Origin of the sequence: Collimonas antrihumi (assembly GCF_018304965.1) — a bacterium.
Lineage (GTDB): Bacteria > Pseudomonadota > Gammaproteobacteria > Burkholderiales > Burkholderiaceae_D > Collimonas > Collimonas antrihumi.
The window spans coordinates 11,750-30,571 of the sequence record NZ_JAGQED010000037.1; the positions used below are offsets into that span (position 1 = coordinate 11,750).

General features: G+C 58.1%; 15 protein-coding genes and 2 pseudogenes. 14 read left to right on the top strand and 3 right to left on the bottom strand.

Going from position 1 to position 18,822, the window contains the following annotated elements; genetic code table 11:
- The first annotated feature begins 1 nt into the window (after nucleotide 1).
- The 4 genes from nirB to KHU29_RS20360 all read left to right on the top strand — a co-directional run bounded on the left by nirB (nucleotide 2) and on the right by KHU29_RS20360 (nucleotide 7,106).
- A complete protein-coding gene (gene nirB / locus KHU29_RS20345; protein WP_211455155.1) occupies nucleotides 2–2,578 on the top strand; it encodes a nitrite reductase large subunit NirB in 2,577 nt (858 codons plus the stop codon).
- 140 nt (nucleotides 2,579–2,718) lie between these two features.
- The gene (gene nirD / locus KHU29_RS20350; protein WP_211455156.1) at nucleotides 2,719–3,066 is read left to right on the top strand and encodes a nitrite reductase small subunit NirD; all 348 of its coding nucleotides are present in this window, start codon (nucleotides 2,719–2,721) and stop codon (nucleotides 3,064–3,066) included.
- Entirely contained in the window at nucleotides 3,063–4,316 is a 1,254-nt protein-coding gene (locus tag KHU29_RS20355; protein WP_211455157.1) for an NAD(P)/FAD-dependent oxidoreductase, read from the top strand. The genes nirD and KHU29_RS20355 overlap by 4 nt, the downstream gene beginning before the upstream one ends.
- 12 nt (nucleotides 4,317–4,328) lie before the next feature.
- The gene (locus KHU29_RS20360) at nucleotides 4,329–7,106 is read left to right on the top strand and encodes a nitrate reductase (RefSeq protein WP_246542360.1); all 2,778 of its coding nucleotides are present in this window, start codon (nucleotides 4,329–4,331) and stop codon (nucleotides 7,104–7,106) included.
- A gap of 17 nt (nucleotides 7,107–7,123) precedes the next feature.
- On the opposite strand, the gene KHU29_RS20365 is transcribed toward KHU29_RS20360, so the two are convergent.
- Nucleotides 7,124–8,314 carry an MFS transporter gene (locus KHU29_RS20365; RefSeq protein WP_211455158.1) on the bottom strand — a complete coding sequence of 397 codons (1,191 nt, stop codon included), beginning with the start codon at nucleotides 8,312–8,314 and terminating at the stop codon, nucleotides 7,124–7,126.
- Nucleotides 8,315–8,469: 155 nt separating this feature from the next.
- Between KHU29_RS20365 and KHU29_RS20370 the strand changes: the two genes are divergently transcribed.
- From KHU29_RS20370 to KHU29_RS20385, 4 genes are all read left to right on the top strand, one after another.
- Complete coding sequence (locus KHU29_RS20370) at nucleotides 8,470–8,949, top strand: nuclear transport factor 2 family protein (protein WP_211455159.1); 480 nt, start codon at nucleotides 8,470–8,472, stop codon at nucleotides 8,947–8,949.
- 52 nt (nucleotides 8,950–9,001) lie between these two features.
- Nucleotides 9,002–9,238, top strand: coding sequence for a type II toxin-antitoxin system VapB family antitoxin (gene vapB, locus KHU29_RS20375; protein WP_211455160.1), 237 nt, complete (start codon nucleotides 9,002–9,004; stop codon nucleotides 9,236–9,238).
- A 96-nt stretch (nucleotides 9,239–9,334) separates the two neighbouring features.
- A complete protein-coding gene (locus KHU29_RS20380; protein ID WP_246542362.1) occupies nucleotides 9,335–11,383 on the top strand; it encodes a M3 family metallopeptidase in 2,049 nt (682 codons plus the stop codon).
- A 186-nt stretch (nucleotides 11,384–11,569) separates the two neighbouring features.
- Entirely contained in the window at nucleotides 11,570–11,761 is a 192-nt protein-coding gene (locus tag KHU29_RS20385; protein ID WP_211455162.1) for a hypothetical protein, read from the top strand.
- An 8-nt stretch (nucleotides 11,762–11,769) separates the two neighbouring features.
- Here KHU29_RS20385 and KHU29_RS22300 read toward each other — a convergent pair.
- Nucleotides 11,770–11,865, bottom strand: a pseudogene (locus KHU29_RS22300) (molybdopterin-binding protein); the annotation flags it as partial.
- An 86-nt stretch (nucleotides 11,866–11,951) separates the two neighbouring features.
- On the opposite strand from KHU29_RS22300, the pseudogene KHU29_RS20390 reads away from it, so the two are divergent.
- The 3 genes and pseudogenes from KHU29_RS20390 to KHU29_RS20400 all read left to right on the top strand — a co-directional run.
- Nucleotides 11,952–12,730: pseudogene (locus tag KHU29_RS20390) on the top strand (ATP-binding protein); the annotation flags it as partial.
- A gap of 84 nt (nucleotides 12,731–12,814) precedes the next feature.
- Nucleotides 12,815–13,078, top strand: a complete 264-nt coding sequence (locus KHU29_RS20395; protein WP_211455163.1) for a hypothetical protein — start codon at nucleotides 12,815–12,817, stop codon at nucleotides 13,076–13,078.
- Nucleotides 13,079–13,349: 271 nt separating this feature from the next.
- Nucleotides 13,350–14,600 (top strand): geranylgeranyl reductase family protein, encoded by a 1,251-nt coding sequence (locus KHU29_RS20400; protein WP_211455164.1) that lies wholly within the window; start codon nucleotides 13,350–13,352, stop codon nucleotides 14,598–14,600.
- Between the two features lie 9 nt (nucleotides 14,601–14,609).
- Here KHU29_RS20400 and KHU29_RS20405 read toward each other — a convergent pair whose 3' ends face one another.
- Complete coding sequence (locus KHU29_RS20405; protein WP_211455165.1) at nucleotides 14,610–15,158, bottom strand: methylated-DNA--[protein]-cysteine S-methyltransferase; 549 nt, start codon at nucleotides 15,156–15,158, stop codon at nucleotides 14,610–14,612.
- A 224-nt stretch (nucleotides 15,159–15,382) separates the two neighbouring features.
- Between KHU29_RS20405 and KHU29_RS20410 the strand changes: the two genes are divergently transcribed.
- The 3 genes from KHU29_RS20410 to KHU29_RS22580 all read left to right on the top strand — a co-directional run bounded on the left by KHU29_RS20410 (nucleotide 15,383) and on the right by KHU29_RS22580 (nucleotide 18,472).
- Nucleotides 15,383–15,841 carry a (2Fe-2S)-binding protein gene (locus KHU29_RS20410; RefSeq protein ID WP_211455166.1) on the top strand — a complete coding sequence of 153 codons (459 nt, stop codon included), beginning with the start codon at nucleotides 15,383–15,385 and terminating at the stop codon, nucleotides 15,839–15,841.
- Nucleotides 15,842–15,851: 10 nt separating this feature from the next.
- Nucleotides 15,852–18,062 carry a xanthine dehydrogenase family protein molybdopterin-binding subunit gene (locus KHU29_RS20415; protein WP_211455167.1) on the top strand — a complete coding sequence of 737 codons (2,211 nt, stop codon included), beginning with the start codon at nucleotides 15,852–15,854 and terminating at the stop codon, nucleotides 18,060–18,062.
- 230 nt (nucleotides 18,063–18,292) lie between these two features.
- On the top strand, nucleotides 18,293–18,472 hold the full coding sequence (locus KHU29_RS22580) for a tlde1 domain-containing protein (protein ID WP_425514500.1): 180 nt from the start codon (nucleotides 18,293–18,295) through the stop codon (nucleotides 18,470–18,472).
- Nucleotides 18,473–18,822 lie beyond the last annotated feature (350 nt).

Here is an 18,822-nt window from a genome sequence, read left to right on the forward strand (position 1 = left end):
CATGAAAATCATTGTTATCGGTCACGGCATGGTCGGCCACAAATTCCTGGAATGCCTGGCGGATGCCGGCGCGCCAGGCATCGAAGTCACGGTCCTGTGCGAAGAACCGCGTCCGGCTTACGATCGTGTCCATCTGTCGGAATTCTTTGCCGGTAAATCGGCGCAAGACTTGTCGCTGGTGGCGCCTGGCTTTTTCGAAGGCAACCATCATATCGAACTGAAGCTGAACGCCAAGGCGCAGTTGATCGATAGCGAGGCCAAGACTGTTACGTTCAATATCAACGGCGCGATTGAAACGCTGCCTTACGACAAACTGGTGATCGCTACCGGTTCCTATCCGTTTGTGCCAACCCTGGCCGGCAATCAGCGCAAGGATTGTTTCGTTTATCGCACCATCGAAGATCTGGAAGCGATGCTGGAGTGCGGCAAACGATCGCGCAGCGGCGTGGTGATCGGCGGCGGCTTGCTTGGACTGGAGTGCGCCAAGGCGCTGCGTGACATGAAGTTGGAAACGCACGTTGTCGAATTCGCGCCACGCCTGATGGCGGTGCAAGTGGACGAAAGCGGCGGCCGCATCCTGCGCCAGAAAATCGAAGAGCTGGGCGTCACGGCGCATACGCAAAAGAACACATTGGAGATCGTCGACGGCAAAACCGGCACGCATCGCATGAATTTTGATGATGGCAGTCATCTCGATACTGACATGATCGTGTTCTCGGCCGGCATCCGTCCACGCGACGAACTGGCGCGTGATAGCGGACTCAAGGTCGGCGACCGCGGCGGCATCGTGATCGACAACAGCTGCCGCAGCTCCGATCCGGACATTTATGCGATCGGCGAATGCGCTCTGTGGAACGGCAAGATATTCGGCCTGGTAGCGCCGGGCTACGACATGGCGCGTATCGCCGCCAAGCATATGCTTGCAGAGCCGGTAACCGACGCCAGTGTCAGTGCGACCACACCGGAATTCACCGGCGCCGACATGAGCACCAAGCTCAAGCTGATGGGCGTCGACGTCGCCAGCATCGGCGACCCGCACGGCAAGGAAGCTGGCAGCCGTTCCTATCAGTTCACCGACGAGCGCAAGCAGATCTACAAGAAGATCGTGGTGTCGGAATGCGGTAAATATCTGCTGGGCGGCGTGATGGTGGGCGACGCCAGCGAATACGGCACGCTGCTGCAGATGATGCTGAACCGCATCGAATTGCCGGCATCGCCGGAATTCCTGATTCTGCCGCAGGCCGATGGCCAGGCCAAGGTCGGGCTCGGAGTCGACGCTTTGCCCGAGACGGCGCAGATCTGTTCTTGCAATAACGTGTCGAAAGGCGATCTGTGCGCCGCAGTGAGCGGCGGCGCTACCAGCATCGGCGCCCTGAAAAGCTGCACCAAGGCCGGCACCTCTTGTGGCGGCTGTGTGGCGCTGGTAACGCAGATCATGAAGGCTGAGATGAAGAAGCACGGCATGGCCGTCAACAACCATGTCTGCGAACATTTTCCTTACTCGCGCCAGGAGTTGTTCCATCTGGTGAAAGTCGGCAAGATCAAGACCTTCGACGCTTTGTTGGGGCAACACGGCAAAGGCCTCGGTTGCGACATCTGCAAACCGGTGGCGGCCAGCATCCTGGCTTCTTGCTGGAATGATTTCGTGCTGAAGAAAGAACACGCCAGCTTGCAGGATTCCAACGATTACTTCCTCGGCAATATCCAGAAGGACGGCACCTATTCAGTGGTGCCGCGCATGGCTGGCGGTGAAGTCACGCCGGATGGCTTGATTGCGGTCGGCCAGGTTGCCAAGAAATATGGCTTGTATACCAAGATCACCGGCGGCCAGCGGGTCGACTTGTTTGGCGCTCGTGTCGAGCAGTTGCCGCTGATCTGGGAAGAGCTGATTGCGGCCGGGTTCGAGTCCGGCCACGCCTACGGCAAATCCCTGCGCACCGTCAAATCCTGCGTCGGCTCTACCTGGTGCCGCTACGGCGTGGACGACAGCGTCGGCCTGGCAATCGAACTGGAAAACCGCTACAAGGGTTTGCGGGCACCGCACAAGATCAAGTTCGGCGTCTCCGGCTGCACCCGCGAATGCGCCGAAGCACAGGGTAAGGACGTTGGCATCATCGCCACCGAAAAAGGCTGGAACCTGTACGTTTGCGGCAACGGCGGCATGAAGCCGCGCCACGCCGAACTGCTGGTGTCCGATCTCGACAAAGCGACCTTGATCAAGACTATCGACCGTTTCCTGATGTTCTACATCCGCACCGCAGATCGCCTGCAACGCACCAGCGTATGGCGCGACAACCTGGAAGGCGGCCTCGATTACCTGAAGCAGGTGGTGGTGGAAGACAAGCTGAACATTGCGGCAGAACTGGAAGCCGACATGCAGCACGTGGTCGATACCTACGAATGCGAATGGAAGCACGCCGTGACCGATGCCGAAACGCGCAAGCGCTTCCAGCATTTCGTCAACAGCGACCAGGCCGACAACAACGTGGTGTTCATGGAAGAGCGCGGCCAGATTCGGCCGGCCACGATAGTGGAACGCAAGCGCATCAATATTCCGATTGTTGTTGAAACAGCTTAAAGGAGGAGGCAGAAACGCCGTCATCCCCGTGTACACGGGGATCCAGGTTGCTGCGTAAAATGGATTCCCGCGTGCGCGGGAATGACGGGGTCGCCGAGACGCAGCAGAAGTTATTCGAGATCGCCCTAAAGGAATATCCTATGCATCATGACCATCAAAGCAGTAACTGGATTGCAGTTTGTCCGCTGGACGACATCGTACCGAATACCGGCGTCTGTGCGCTGATCAACGGCGAGCAGGTTGCCGTATTCCATGTGATCGATGGCGAGCATCGCGTATTCGCCATCGGCAATTACGATCCGAACGCCGAGGCGGCGGTGCTGTCGCGCGGCCTGGTCGGCAGTTTGGGGGAGCGCATCGTGGTCGCCTCACCTATCTACAAGCACCATTTCGATCTGCAAACCGGCGAATGCCTGGAAGCGCCGGAACATTCGGTGAGCGCCTATCCGGCCCGCATTAGCGAAGGCAAGGTTTGGGTAGGCGCATGAACACGAAAACCATCACCGCTGCATCATCGATCGCCAAAAAGCCGACGCTGGTGGTGATCGGCAATGGCATGGCCGGCATGCGCACGGTGGAAGAGTTGCTCAAGCTGGCGCCGGATCTGTACGACATCACTGTGTTCGGCGCCGAGCCGCACGGCAATTACAACCGCATCCTGCTATCGCCGCTGCTGGCGGGCGACAAAAGCATGGACGACATCATGCTCAATACGCCTGAGTGGTATCGGCAGAACGGCATCACGTTGCATGCCGGCGATCCGGTGTCGAGCATCGACCGGCATCGCCGCATTGTGCGTTCACGCGCAGGTGTTGAGTTGCGTTATGACCGGCTGCTGCTGGCGACCGGCTCCAAGCCGTTCATCATCCCGGTACCGGGCCATCAACTGCTCGGCGTGATCGCTTTCCGCGATGTCCAGGATGTGGAAACCATGCTGACGGCGGCGCGTAATCATCGTCACGCGGTGGTGATCGGCGGCGGTCTGCTGGGCCTGGAAGCCGCCAACGGCCTGATGCGGCAAGGCATGGATGTCACGGTGGTGCATGTGATGGACAGCCTGATGGAACGGCAACTCGACAAGTCGGCAGCGATCTTGTTGAAGAAGGCTTTGGAACAAAAGGGGCTGCGCTTTTTACTGAACGCTCAGACTGTCGAGATCGTCGGCGCCGGACAAGTCACTGCGGTGCGCTTCAAAGATGGCACGGAAATCCCGGCCGACCTGGTAGTCATGACTGCCGGCGTCCGTCCCAATATCGAACTGGCGCAGCAAGCCGGCCTGCATTGCGAACGTGCGATTGTGGTCGACGATACCTTGCAAACCTACGATCCGCGCATCTATGCAGTGGGTGAATGTGTGCAGCACCGCATGGCGACCTTCGGACTGGTGGCGCCGATCTGGGAACAGGCGCGCGTCTGCGGCGCCCATCTGGCCGGCGCCGGCCATCGGCGTTATGTGCAGCAAGCCACCGCCACCAAACTCAAGGTCACCGGGGTCGACCTGTATTCCGCCGGCGATTTTATAGGCGGCGAGGGCAGCGAAGATCTGGTGTTGCGCGATCCGCGTCGCGGTATCTATAAACGGCTGGTGATCAACGGGCCGCATATCGTCGGCGCAGTGCTGTATGGCGACGTCAAGGATGGTCCCTGGTATTTCGAGATGATCCAGAACCGTACCGATATTTCTGCATTGCGTAGCCAATTGCTGTTCGGCCAGGCGCTATGCGCCCAGGCCGCCTGATCGGGAGCGTACATGAATCCAGTCCCGACCTTTCCTCTGGTTGCGGCGAGCCAGCTTGCCTGCAAACCGGGTGATGCACAAAGTGGCACCAAGACTACCTGTCCATACTGCGGCGTCGGCTGCGGTGTGCGCGCCACGTTGCGCAGCGACGGCCAGGTTGATATTGCGGGCGATGAAACACACGCATCGAACGCCGGCCGGTTGTGCGTCAAGGGTTCGGCATTGGGCGAGACCGTCGATCTGGATGGACGTTTGTTGTATCCGCAGATGCGGGTGCAGGATGGGGATCAAGCCTCATTGCAACGCGTGTCATGGGATGCCGCACTGGATAAAGTCGCACAAGGTTTCCGCGCAATCATAGATCAGCACGGGCCCGACGCCGTCGCGCTGTATGTCTCGGGCCAGTTGCTGACCGAAGACTATTACGTTGCCAACAAGCTGATGAAGGGTTACATCGGCAGCGCCAACATCGATACCAATTCGCGCCTGTGCATGTCGTCCGCCGTCGCCGGGCACAAACGTGCCTTCGGCGCCGATCTGGTGCCGGTTTGTTACGAAGATCTGGAACTGGCGGATCTGGTGGTGCTGGTCGGTTCCAACACCGCATGGTGCCATCCGATCCTGTTTCAGCGTATCGCCAAGATCAAGGAGACGCGGCCGCAGATGAAACTGGTGGTGATCGATCCGCGCCGCACTGCAACCTGCGAACTGGCCGATCTGCACTTGCCGCTGAAGGCCGGCAGCGATGTCTGGCTGTTCAACGGCTTGCTCAGTTTCCTGGCGCGCCACGATGCAGCTGATACCAGTTTTGTTGAAGCGCACACCAATGGCCTGGCTGCTGCGCTCGAAGCGGCCGAAGTCGATTGCGGCGACCTGGCCGCGGTGGCTAAAGCTTGCAAGGTAGACTTGCAAGATTTGCAGACATTCTACAAATGGTTTGCGGCCAATGAAAAAGTTGTCACTGCATTCTCGCAAGGCGTCAATCAATCCTCATCCGGCACCGACAAGGTCAACAGCATCATCAATTGCCATCTGCTGACCGGGCGCATCGGCAAGCCTGGCATGGGACCGTTTTCGATCACCGGCCAGCCGAACGCCATGGGCGGCCGTGAAGTCGGCGGCCTGGCGAATATGCTGGCGGCGCATATGGATCTGGATAATTCCTGCCATCGTGAAACAGTGCAGGATTTCTGGCAAGCGCCGCGCATGGCGGACCGGCCCGGTTTGAAGGCAGTGGACTTGTTCCAGGCGATCGAAGCCGGCCGCGTCAAGGCGGTATGGATCATCGCCACCAATCCGGTGGTCAGCCTGCCGGATGCCGACCAGGTCCAGCGCGCATTGGCTAAATGTGAGCTGGTGGTGGTGTCCGACATCATTGAAAAAACCGATACAAACGCCTTTGCACACGTCTTGTTGCCAGCCATGGGCTGGGGTGAAAAAGATGGCACGGTCACCAGCTCGGAACGCCGCATTTCGCGCCAGCGTGCATTTCTTACAGCGCCGGGCGAAGCGCGCGCCGATTGGCAGATCTTGTGCCAGGTGGCGCAGCGCATGGGTTATGCGGGTTTCGATTTCAGCGCAGTACACCAGGTGTTCGACGAACATGCCCGCTTGAGCGCCTTCCGTAATGGCGATGCCTACGGCCAGCGGCGGCTGTTCAACCTGACCGGCCTGAGCGGTCTTGGTCAAACCGGATTCGATGCATTGCAACCGGTGCAATGGCCTATCGTCACCACATCGTCAGGTGAAAAACAGGGTACGGCGCGACTGTTTGCCGATGGCCGTTTTGCCCATGCCGACGCTAAGGCGCGCTTTATCGCCACACCACCTCGGGCGCCGCAGCACGCACCCGACAGCGAATATCCGCTGAGTCTCAATACCGGCCGCGTGCGCGACCAGTGGCATACCATGACGCGCACCGGCAAGTCGCCCAAGTTGGCCGATCACGTGCCGGAATCCTTCGTCGACATGCATCCGCAAGATGCCCTGTTGTACGGCGTGCGCGAAGGCATGCTGGCGCGCATTTCGACGCGCTGGGGAGCGATGGTGGCAAGAGTGCAGCACGGCGGCGGCATCACCCGTGGCAGCATTTTCGTACCGATTCATTGGAACGGGCAGTCGGCTTCAGATGCGCGGGTGGGAGCCTTGGTCAATCCGGTGGTCGATCCGGTTTCGGGTGAGCCGGAGTTCAAACACACGCCGGTGCGGGTCGAAGAATTCAGGGTGGCCTGGTACGGTTTCGTACTGAGCCGCAGCCAACCGGTATTGGATGATGTCACGCATTGGACGCGGATCCAGGGCCGGCGCTTTAATCGCTACGAACTGGCTGGCCGCAGCCCGATCGCCGATCATGGCGCCTGGGCCGCCAAACTGCTTGGAGTAGATGCTGCCGATGCCGACTGGCTGGAATATGAGGATGTCAGCGCCGGCATCTATCGTGCCGTGCATGTGGTTGATGATCGTATCGATGCTTGCGTATTCCTGTCACCGCGCCCCGATTTGCCTTCGCGCGCCTGGCTGGCGAGCTTGTTCGTCAAGGAACAGTTGGAAGACGCGGACCGGGTCGGCCTGTTGATCGGCCAGCCGATTGAGAAGGGCGCCGATACCGGGGCCACGGTGTGCTCCTGCTTTTCAGTCGGACGCAATACCATTTGCGATGCGGTACGCAAGCAGGGAATGACTACCGTGGCAGAGGTAACCGCCTGCCTGAAGGCGGGCGGCAATTGCGGTTCATGCGTTCCAGAGATTAAAAAACTGTTGTCGGAAATCCTGGTCGAAGAAAGCGCATGAGAACAGGTCGCCGGTGATCAGTGATGGATAGCTTTCTCGTTGCGTCCCAGGACCCACCAGATAACCAGCCCGGCTGCGCTCAATCCCGCACCTGTCATCGATACGCCGAACCAGCCGGCATAGCCGTACATCGCCGTCGACAGCACTGACCCGCAGGCACCGCCGATGAAGTAGCAAGTCATGTAGCCGGCAGTCAGGCGGTTGCGGGATTCCGGATGCAGATGATTGATGACGCTGAGATTGGTAACGTGTACCGCCTGCACCATCAGGTCCAGCAGCAAGATGCCGACGATCAGGCCCAGCACCGAACTCTTTGCAAGCACCAGCGGCAGCCACGACAACAACAGCAGGCCCAGGCCGATGGTGGTGGAACGCCCGGCATGGCCGCGATCCGCCAGCCGTCCGGCAGGCGAAGCAGCCATGGCGCCGGCAGCGCCGACCAGTCCGAACAAGCCGATGGTGCCGTCGGAATAATTGAAAGGCGCGGCCGCAAGCAGGAAAGAGATTGAAGTCCAGAGCACGCTGAACACGGCAAAGATGATCCCGCCTATCAAGGCGCGGGTGCGCAATACCGGCTCTTCCACGAACAAGGTCAGGATCGATGCCAGCAAGCGCGGATAGTTGAGATGCTGTGTCTGATGATGACGCGGCAAGGCTCGCCCGAGCACAATCGCCGTGACGATCATCAATGCGGCGCCGAACCAGTACACCGTCTGCCAGCCGCCCAGCGCCGACAAATAACCGGCAACGGTACGCGCCAGCAAGATGCCCAGCAGCAGGCCGGTCATCACGTGCCCGACCACTTTGCCACGCTCTTGCGGCGCCGCCAGTGTCGCGGCAAATGGCACCAGCACTTGCGATACCACTGAAAACAAGCCGGTCAGCGCGGTCCCTATCAAAACGAACACGATGCTTTGCGCGGCGGCGGTAATCAGCAGTCCGCAGGCGGACAGCAAGGTCATCACGACGATCAGCCGCTTGCGCTCGACCATGTCTGCCAGCGGCACCAGCAGCATCAGGCCAAAGGCATAACCCAACTGGGCGACGGTAACGATCAGGCCGGCGCTGCCGTTGGAGATGCCAAAACGTGAGGCGATGGTGTGCAGCAGGGGTTGCGCGTAATAATTGCTGGCCACCGCGACGCCGGTGGCGATGGACATCATGATTACCAGGCCGGAGCTGAGTTTGGTGGATTGCGGTTCTGCCATGTTGAAGTGTCTTTAAAAATTCAAGCCGACACTTTATCCCTTATCTCAACGAGGCGCTTTGCCGGCCCGAAAATGCTCAAATGGTCATCAGCATGGCCGCCAGCAGGATTTGCATTTTGTGGTTACCATTCAAAATCCGACCGAGGAGTCATGCCATGAGCCAAACCAGCGAAGCCCGTCCGCCGTTCCCGCCTTTCACCCGGGAGACCGCGATACAGAAAGTAAGGATGGCGGAAGACGGCTGGAACACCCGCGATCCGCAGCGGGTGTCGCTGGCCTACACGGTCGACACCATCTGGCGCAATCGTTCCGAATTTCCGCAAGGCCGCGAGCAGATCGTGCAGTTCCTGACACGTAAGTGGGAACGTGAACTGGAGTACCGGCTGATCAAGGAATTGTGGGCTTTCGACGGCAACCGCATCGCCGTGCGTTTTGGGTACGAGTGTCACGATGTCGCCGGCAACTGGTTTCGTTCCTACGGCAACGAGAATTGGGAGTTCGCTGAAAACGGCTTGATGCACAGGCGTTATGCCAGTATCAACGACCTGCCGATCAAGGAATCCGAGCGTAAATACCACTGGCCTCTCGGGCGGCGTCCGGATGATCATCCGGGATTGAGCGATCTGGGCTTATGAGATTGATGTAGACTAAAGTGCATGAATCATATGTCTCCAAGCGGTGTTTAGCATGCGAACCACAAAGATTTTTAAAAACGAGAGCTCCCAGGCCATTCATATTCCAGACGATCTTGCCTATGAGCGCACGGACATTGATCTGGTGATAGAGCGTGTCGGCGATGAGTTACGGATTCGTCCCGCTGAACGAACTTTGGTGGGAGTCTTGAAGAAGTTCGCGAAATTCGGACCGGATTTTATAGCCGAAGCCAAAGGTGAGTACGAGCAAGACGAACGCGAGGCATTGTGACGTGAGCGACGAGCGCAGTTATCTGAAACGGCAGCAAGTTAAAGATTCACATACGGCGCTACAATAGCATCCTCTTCTTTAGTCCGGATGCTAGCCATGACAGATGCTCAAGCCATCAACCCGCTGTTGCAAGACTGGAATACCTCTTATGGATTGCCGCCGTTCGATCAGGTAAGGGCGAAACATTTTGTACCCGCATTTGAAGTTGCGCTACCTGCACACCTGGCTGAAATCGATGCGATTGCCAACCAGCCCGCAGCGCCAGATTTTGCCAACACGCTGGCCGCCTTCGACGCCTCGGGACGCCTGAACAGCCGCATCAGCCTGCTGTTCGAGAACCTGACCGCGAGCGAAACCTCGCCAGCCCTGCAAGCTGTCGAAGTTGAACTGGCGCCGCGGCTGGCGGCGCACAAAAATGCTATCTACCTGCATGCCGGCTTGTTTGCACGGATCGCCGCACTGCATGCAAAGCGCGCCGAGCTGGACCTGGATCCGGAGCAATTGCGCTTGCTGGAACGCATCCATCTGGATTTCGTACGCGCCGGCGCCAACCTGCCGCCGCAATCACGGGCACGCTATAGCGCCTTGACCGAACGGCTGGCCGCCTTGAGCACCGAGTTCACGCAAAACGTGCTGGCCGACGAATCCAGTTTTACCCTGGTGCTGGAAGACGAAGCCGCGCTGGCCGGCTTGCCCGATTTCCTGCGTGCCTCTGCCAAAGCGGCAGCGCAGCAGCGCGGCTTGCCGGAGAATAGCCATGTGATTACCTTGTCGCCATCGCTGGCCGAACCTTTCCTGACGTTCTCCGACCGGCGCGATCTGCGGCAAGCGGTGTGGCGAGGCCGGGTAGCGCGCGGCGCCCATGCTGGCGCTCACGACAATCGTCCGGTTGCCGCTGAAATCATGACTCTGCGCCAGGAACAGGCACAGTTGCACGGTTATCCGACTTACGCCGATTACCAATTGATCGACCGCATGGCCGGCAAACCGGAAGCAGTATCGGCCTTGCTCGGCAAAGTATGGGAACCGGCCAAGACCAAAGCTGCCGACGACCGCGCGGCGCTGACCGAAATGGCGCGCAGCCTGGGCCAGCCGACGCCGATCGCAGCCTGGGACTGGCGTTATCTGGCGGAGAAAGTCCGGCAGGCGCGCTACGATCTCGACGATGCCGAGTTGAAGCCGTACTTTGCGCTGGAAAACATGATCGGCGCCATGTTCGATTGCGCTCAGCGTTTGTTTGGCATCAGCTTCGTCGAGCAGCACGGCGTCGCGCTGCATCATGCCGATGCGCGCCTGTGGGAAGTACGCAATCGCGACAATGCGTTGATCGGCTTGTTCATCGGCGACAACTACGCCCGCGCCAGTAAGCGTAGCGGCGCCTGGATGCATATTTTCCGCAGCCAGTCCGGCCACGACGGCGGCACGCTGCCGGTGGTCATCAACAACAATAATTTCGCCGGGGCGGAAACTACATTGCTGAGTTTCGACGACGTCCGCACCTTGTTCCACGAGTTCGGCCACGGCTTGCATGGATTATTGTCGCAAGTGAAATACGAACGCCTGGCCGGCACCCAGGTATTGCAGGATTACGTTGAGTTGCCTTCGCAGATTTTCGAGAACTGGGCTGAAGAAGAAGTCGTACTGCAGCGCCACGCCCGTCATTACCAAAGCGGCGAGGCGATGCCGCCAGCGTTGTTGGAGAAGCTGAAACGCGCGCGCCAGTTCGACCAGGCCTGGGCCACCATCATGTATGCCGGCCCGGCCCTGATTGATATGGCCTTGCACTCGCTGCCGAACGGCAGCAAGGTAGATATCGCCGCCTTCGAAGCGCAGCAATGCCAACTGTTGGGCATACCGGAAGATATAGGCCAGCGTCATCATCTGTCCCACTTCCAGCATTTGTTCAGCGGTGCGGATTATGCCGCCGGTTACTACGTGTACATGTGGGCAGAAGTGCTGGATGCCGATGCTTACGATGCCTTCATCGAAGCCGGCGATCCGTTCGAGCAAAAGATTGCCGAGCGTTTGCAGCGTTATATCTACAGTTCCGGTAACAAACAAGATCCGGCCGTGGCATTCCGCGCATTCCGCGGCCGCGATCCGAAGGTAGAGCCGATGCTCGCCAAACGCGGTTTGATTGCATAAGCACCGTTAGCGATTAGAGAAGGGTGGGCAAGGTTTTTTGCCCACGCGTTATCACCACAAGCGTATCGTTGCATTTGAGGTCACGCGTGGGCAAAAAACCTTGCCCACCCTACTTGAATTCCGCTCATGCAAACTTGAAAATTTGTCGTTTGACGCTACCGGCCTGAACCGAGACACTCGGTATCCATGACATCACGCCAAAAACTCGTCCTGCCTTACAAATCCAGCCCGCCTGCGCCACCCGATCTGCTCGCCAGCATGGAAAAATCACTAACCGCATTCATGCAAACATTAACGCATGATGATGAAGACCCAAGTCAACCACATTTAATGAATCAGCATCGCTCCTGCCCTTGCTGCACCGAGCGCGGTGAATGAAGATTCGTTCATGAGCCGCTAAACCAGTTATACCCTTGACGTTCCCAATAACCGCCCGGATTCTCATTGGCGACGAAGATGGCGGCGATGTGCTTGGGATTCTTGCGGCAATGCGCGCAATTGCGTCAGGTTCCAGCTGCGCTTGTCGCGCACCAGGACGGAGACTTCCAGTTTATAGGTGTCGCCGTCGATCTCCGGCGCCCATGTGATGACTCAGGAGTCGCATATCCTGGCACGCTATTACTGGCAAGTGATCGCGGCAGCGGCAGTTTCGGTGCTGCTGACGGCGCTACTGGGCTTTCTGGTGCTCAAGCGCGGCTTTCTGCCGTTGAAGGCGATGGCCGAGCGCGCCGCCGAAGTCAGCCCGACCAATATCGTGGTACGGTTGCGGGAAGAAGATGCGCCGCAAGAGTTGCGCCGGCTGGCGTCATCGTTCAATGCGATGCTGGACCGGCTGGCCGACGGCTATGAACATCTGTCGCAGTTTTCCGCCGATCTGGCGCATGAGATAAGGACCCCGATCGGCGCGCTGATGGGGCAGACCCAGGTAACCTTGGGCAAGGTGCGCAACGCCGCCGAGTACCAGCAAGTGCTGGAATCGAACCTGGAAGAATTACAACGCCTGAGCCGGAGTAGCGGCGCGCTGTGAGTAACCTGGTAGTCAATGCGGTGCGTTATGCGCAGCCAGGCAGTACGGTCCGGCTTAGTGGCCGGGCGCAAGGGGAGGGCATTCAGGTCGACGTGGAAAACCAGGGCGATCCGATCCCGCAAGAGCAGCTGGATCGCCTGTTCGACCGTTTTTACCGTGGCGATAAATCACGCAGCGAATATACCGAATCGAATGGCCTGGGCCTGGCCATTGTCCGCGCCATCATGCTGGTGCATGGGGGTGGTGCGGATGTGGCTTGTTCGCATGAAGGGCTGATTCGGTTCAGTTTGTATTTCCCGGATGGAGTGGCGCGGGTCTGACCGGTGTGCGTGTCGGCAGGAGCATTTGTCGGCGGCGCACTAGCTGCCTTCGGTGCTAGCTATTTTGGGTAAAGGACGGTCATCATGCGAAACTTGGCATCTCAAGAATTAACCATCAAGATTATTAGAGATGGCTCTGCAAGCGAATTGCCGAAGAGCGAAATAGTGATCGATGGAGCGCCGACAGGAAAAATCGTGTCCGGCGCTATTCTTGAGGCAGCCGTTAGCTGGAATAATTTTTATCTGTTATTCATGACGGATGACATACCGCAAGAAGAGATGCTCGGCATCTACCTCTTTGATAGAAAACTAGATTTGGTGGATTCAGCGACGTTGGGCGCTATGTAGTCAACTGGTTCATTTTCGTCACTCGTGTTAACTCCACCTAACATCATTGATTTTCGCTTTATTGGCGATCCAACTCCTGCATCGTAATGCTCCCGGTTCTGCTCACACTGGACTCCAAATGTTCGGAATCGACAGCATGAACTAACTAGCAAAAAGCGGACATTTCTACTTTGCTAGAAGCGGACATTACTACTTTGCTCTTACACACCCTACTTTCTTTCTGTTTTTACCGTTATTTATCGGTAATCCGTGAAGAACCTCTTTTTTTGCTATGCTAACGATTCTGCCGGGCAAGATGGATAGCCGGCCAGTGATTATTTGCGAGGCGCTGCTGATGAAGTCGTCAGGAAGTCCAGGAATGACCGATGTGCTGATTGTCGGCGCCGGGCCGGCCGGCTCGCATCTGGCTTATCTGCTGGCGGAGCAGGGCTTGCAGGTGACTATCATCGACAAGCAGGCTTTTCCGCGCGTCAAGGTATGTGGCGGAGGTTTGTCGCGCAAAGCAATGGATCTGCTGGGTTTCGACCTCGGCCCGGCGATGCATCAGGCAATCGGCGGCGCCATCCTCAATTACCGCAACCGCGACGCCATCATCAAGGAAATCGAACCGATGGCGGCTTGCACCGTGGTCCGCAGCGAGTTCGATAAGTTATTGCTGGATCGTGCCTGCGCCAAAGGTGCGCGCTTTCTCGCCGAAACCGCATTTATCGATGCGACGGAAAGCGCTGATGCAGTCAGCGTTGTGACCAGCCAAGGTACCTTGCGCTGCAGTTTGCTGCTGGCCGCCGACGGCGCCGCCAGCACCGTACGCAACAAGCTTTTCGGCAAGGATCTGGTGGCTTACGTACCGGCATTGGAAGCCATGGTGTGGCCGGCTGAAGGGGCGCTGGAGCGATTCGGCGCGCGTGCCCTGTTCGATTTCGACGGCATGCCGCGCGGCTACGGCTGGATCTTTCCGAAGCGTGATCATTTCAATGTAGGTGTGTACTCACCTTTCGGCGGCGCCGCATTGCGTCAGCATCTGGATCGCTTCACCGCGGCATACGCCAGCTTGCAGCAGCCGCTGCGGGTCGAATACCAAGGCTACATCATCCCGTTGAAGAATCGTCGCAATGTGTTCCAGTGCGGCCGGGTCTGGCTGCTGGGAGACGCAGCCGGCCTGGCGGAAGCCTTGTTTGGCGAAGGGATTTATTTTGCGCTGAAAAGCGCCACCATCGCTGCCAGGGCGATTGCTGCCGATGGTGTTGGTGCATCAGGTGTCGCTTCAGGGCTATATAGCCGGTTGCTGCGCCGCGAGTTGCTGCCAGAGCTGCGCGCCGCTGCATGGATGGCGCGCCTGATCTACCGTTTTCCGAAACTGGCTTTCTCGCATCTGGTGTTGAATCAGCACATCAACCACGATTTCGCCGGCCTGATCAGCGGCCAGATGGGTTATCGCCATTGCTTGTTCAAAACCGCAGTTGGTTTCCCGCGCTGGCTGCTGCCGAGCAAGGCGCCGGACAGCGGCGGTAATCGGATTTAGAAACCGGCCCTAGAAGCCGGGCAAGCGCAAGCTTTCCGGATCGCCGGCTTCGGCACGTTCATGGCCTAGCAGCCAGGCCTTGCGCTCCAGTCCGCCGGCAAATCCGGTCAGCTTGCCGTTCGCGCCCACGACCCGATGGCAAGGGACGATGATGGCGATCGGATTGGTGGCGTTGGCGCTGCCTACCGCGCGGGCGGCGCCGTTGTGTTCGCCCAGCTGCAAGGCGAGCTTGCCGTAAGTGGTCATCCGGGCCGGCGGAATCTGGCGCAGTGCGGCCCATACGCGTTGCTGGAAACCGGTGCCGTTGGTGGCGACCTCGATATCTTTCAGCGCATCGAGTTCACCTGCGAAATATCGTTGCAGTGCCGGTTCCGCGCTGGACGGAGTGGTGGCGGGGCTCAGGTTGTAATGACCGTAATGGGTAGTCAGCAAGCTGCGCATACGTGGTTCATAATCGTCGAAATCCAGGGCGCGCACGCGATCCTGGGTATCGGTGACCAGCAGGATGACGCCGATGGGCGATGCGATCCGATGTAAAAATAAACGGAACAAATTCATGGTGATAATCTCGTCAGATAGTAGAGCGTAGTTTAAAGGCAGCTGCGGCTTCCTGCACCCCGCTGCTTGCTTTTAAATTCGGTAAATATCAATGTGAAGTCGAACTGGTCTTTGTTTTTTAATTTTTCGCTGCCTATAGTAATGAAGCAGCCATATAGCTATATAACAACTAGTCCAAGCATCTAGCGTAAGAATTTAGCCGCAACTCTTTTGGAGAAATCGCAATGATTAGCCTTCAGGTGAACGGACTTACAGTAGAAGTCGACGTCGCGGCAGATACCCCTTTATTGTGGGTGCTACGCGAAAATCTCAAACTGACTGGCAGTAAATTCGGTTGCGGTATCGCCGCCTGCGGTGCGTGTACCGTGCATGTCGGCGGCAACGCGGTGCGTTCTTGCTCTTATCCCGTGTCTGCGGTGGGGCAACAGCCGGTGACAACTATCGAAGCGGTCGCCGCCGATCCAGTCGGCAAAGCGGTGCAAGCCGCGTGGATCAAGCATGATGTGCCGCAATGCGGGTATTGCCAGAGCGGACAAGTCATGACCGCAGTGGATTTTCTCAAAAAGAAACGCCATCCGAGCGAGGCTGAAGTGGTAGCGGCGATGGGCGGCAACCTCTGCCGCTGCGGCGCCTACCAGCGCATCAAGGCTGCGGTGCTGGATGCATCTGATTCTTTAGCGTAGGGGTGCCATCATGTCTTTCGAAATCCGCGTGGCAAATCCAGATTCTGATTCGGCAACGCTAAAAAAATCGCGCCGCAAATTTCTCCAGGCATCCGCCGTTACCGGCGCCGGGCTGGTTCTCGGTTTCTTCATTCCAGGCTTGGGACGGGTGGCCGGCGCCCAGACTGCCGCCGCCAAAGTCTATCAACCGAATGCCTTCTTGCGGGTCGGGCCGGACAATAGCGTGGTGGTGCAGGTATCCAAAGTCGATATCGGCCAAGGCACGCTGACCGCGTTGCCGATGCTGCTGGCAGAGGAGCTTGATTGCGACTGGGCCAATGTGCGAGGTGAATTGGCCAAGGGCGAAGACGTATTCCGCGATCCCGCATTCGGCATGCAGATGGTCGGCGGCTCGACCAGTGTCGCCCACAGTTTCCAGCAGTACCGTGAAGTCGGCGCGCGCGCCCGCAGCATGCTGGTGGCTGCTGCCGCCAGCGAGTGGAAGGTCGACCCGGCCAAATGTAAAACCGCGAAAGGAGTCATCATCGGCCCAGGCGGCCAGCGCCTGAGTTATGGATCGGTCGCCAATGCGGCGATGTCGTTGCCGGTGCCGGACAAGGTGCAGTTGAAAGATCCAAAGCAGTTCACCATCATTGGCAAGGCGACGCCGCGGCTGGATACGTTCGCCAAGTCTAGCGGCCAGCAGAAATTCGGCATCGATGTTGATCTGCCCGGCATGAAAGTGGCGATGCTGGCACGGGCCGTGCCGTGGGGCGCCAAGATCACCAAGCTTGACGATAGTGCCGCCAAAGCAATCCCCGGCGTACGCAAGATATTCACCATTCCAGGGATTCGCGGCGGCCAGAGCGTAGTGGTGGTGGCGGACGGCTACTGGATAGCGAAGAAAGCGCGCGACGCGTTGAATATCGAGTGGGACGTGAACGGGGTGGAGGCGGTCAGTTCGGAGCAGTTGTTCGCGACCTATCGGGAGGCGGTGATGAAGCCCGGCACGGCGGCTACCAAAGCGGATATCTCAGCGTTAGCCGGCTCGCCCAAGATCATCGACGCCATCTTCGAGTTTCCCTATCTGGCGCACACACCGATGGAGCCGCTCAACATGACGGTGCATTTCACCGGCGACGCCTGCACGGTCTGGGCCGGATCGCAGTTTCAATCGATGGACCGGCAAGCGATCGCCAAGGTGCTGGGCATCCCTGTCGGCAAGGTCGAATTCAACACCATGATGGCCGGCGGCGGTTTTGGCCGGCGCGCCATGCCGGAATCCGAGAATGCGGTAGAGGCGGCGTATGTGGCCAAGGTCATGCGCGGCACGCCGGTCAAGATCATGTATTCCCGCGAAGACGATATCAAGAGCGGTTATTACCGGCCGATGCATGTGCACCGGGTGCGCATCGGATACGACGGACGCGGCAAGATCGCGGCCTGGGAGCACGTGATTGCCGGCCAGTCGATATTGACCGGCAGCCCGTTTGAATCGTTTCTGGTGAAGGACGGCGTCGACGGCACCATGACCGAAGGCGTGCTGGAATCACACTACGCGATTCCGAACCTGGCGCTGTCGGTGCACAATATGAAGGCCAACGTGCCGGTGCTATGGTATCGCTCGGTGGGTCATAGCCACAACGCGTTTGTCATGGAAACCCTGGTCGACGAAATCGCCCGCTCGGTCGGGCGCGATCCGGTCGAGTACCGTGTCAGCCTGTTCGACAAATCGGCCAAGCGCAGCAAGCAAGCGCTGGAGCTGGCGGTGGCGCGTTCCGGCTATGGCAAACGCAAGCTGCCTGCGGGTCAGGCTTGGGGCGTCGCCGTGCATCATGGCTTTAACACTTCGATTGCCTACGTGGTGGAAGTGTCGCTGCACGAAGGCCGGCCGCAGGTGCATCGCGTGACGGCGGGCGTGCATTGCAATATGGCGATCAACCCGCGCACCATCGAAGCGCAAATCCAGGGCGGCGTGGTGTTCGGCATCTCCACCACCTTGCCCGGCAATCAGATCACGCTGAAAAACGGCGTCGTGCAGCAATCCAATTTTTCCGATTACACGCCGGCGTATATGGGCAGTTGTCCGGTAGTCGATGTCCATGTGGTGCCCAGCGCTGATACGCCGACGGGAGTCGGCGAACCGCCGGTGCCGCCGATTGCGCCAGCCATCGCTAACGCTGTCGCTGCGTTGTCCGGAAAACGTCTGCGCAAATTGCCGTTCGATGCCATAACGACTTAGAGGGAAACCGCTTCTGCTTTGCACCTTGATGCCGCTTTGAAAGGAAAACCAAATCCGTAAATGGCTCGGATAGTGTCACATCATTAAATTATCAATTTGTTAATGTTAAATCTTCCTGATACACTGAATGGTTGATAAATAAATAACTACTTCGGGGGGCCAGCTTGATTACAGATTGGTTTGCGCTCTATGCTATCGACAACAAGATTGACGATGAAATGTTTTGCGATATGGTTAGGCGCGGTGAATTTCGATTGCATCCGGCAAGTTGGAGAAAGATCAGCAAAGGATGCGTGACGATTAATGATGTAATGGCTTGGCAGAGGGTTAAATCTATTTTGAGAAGGGCCGCGCCAATTGCAATTCCTGATTCCTCGCTTGAAGCGTATGGCAGATTGACCGTACGATGAAGAATTGGCGCTATCTTTATTTGCTGGCGTGCGTTATAGCGGTGGCTTTCATGTTACTGCCATGGATAGGCACGGCGCTTATGACCAGCGGCTACGCGTCGTTCTTGGATTGGTTGGATTCTGTCTATGGCGCAACCGATATTGAGGCCTCCACAGATTTGCAATTTTTCGTTACGTATGCAATATCATTCGTCGTCGCTGCTTTTTTAAACGCTGCCAATATTGAGCCTGTCAGATTTTCTGTGTGAACGGGGTTATGAAATAATACCGAAAGGGAAATTCCATGACCGACGTAATGACCACAAAGAAACCGAAGAAGCAGAAAGCACCTAGCCTCATCCCCGTTGATC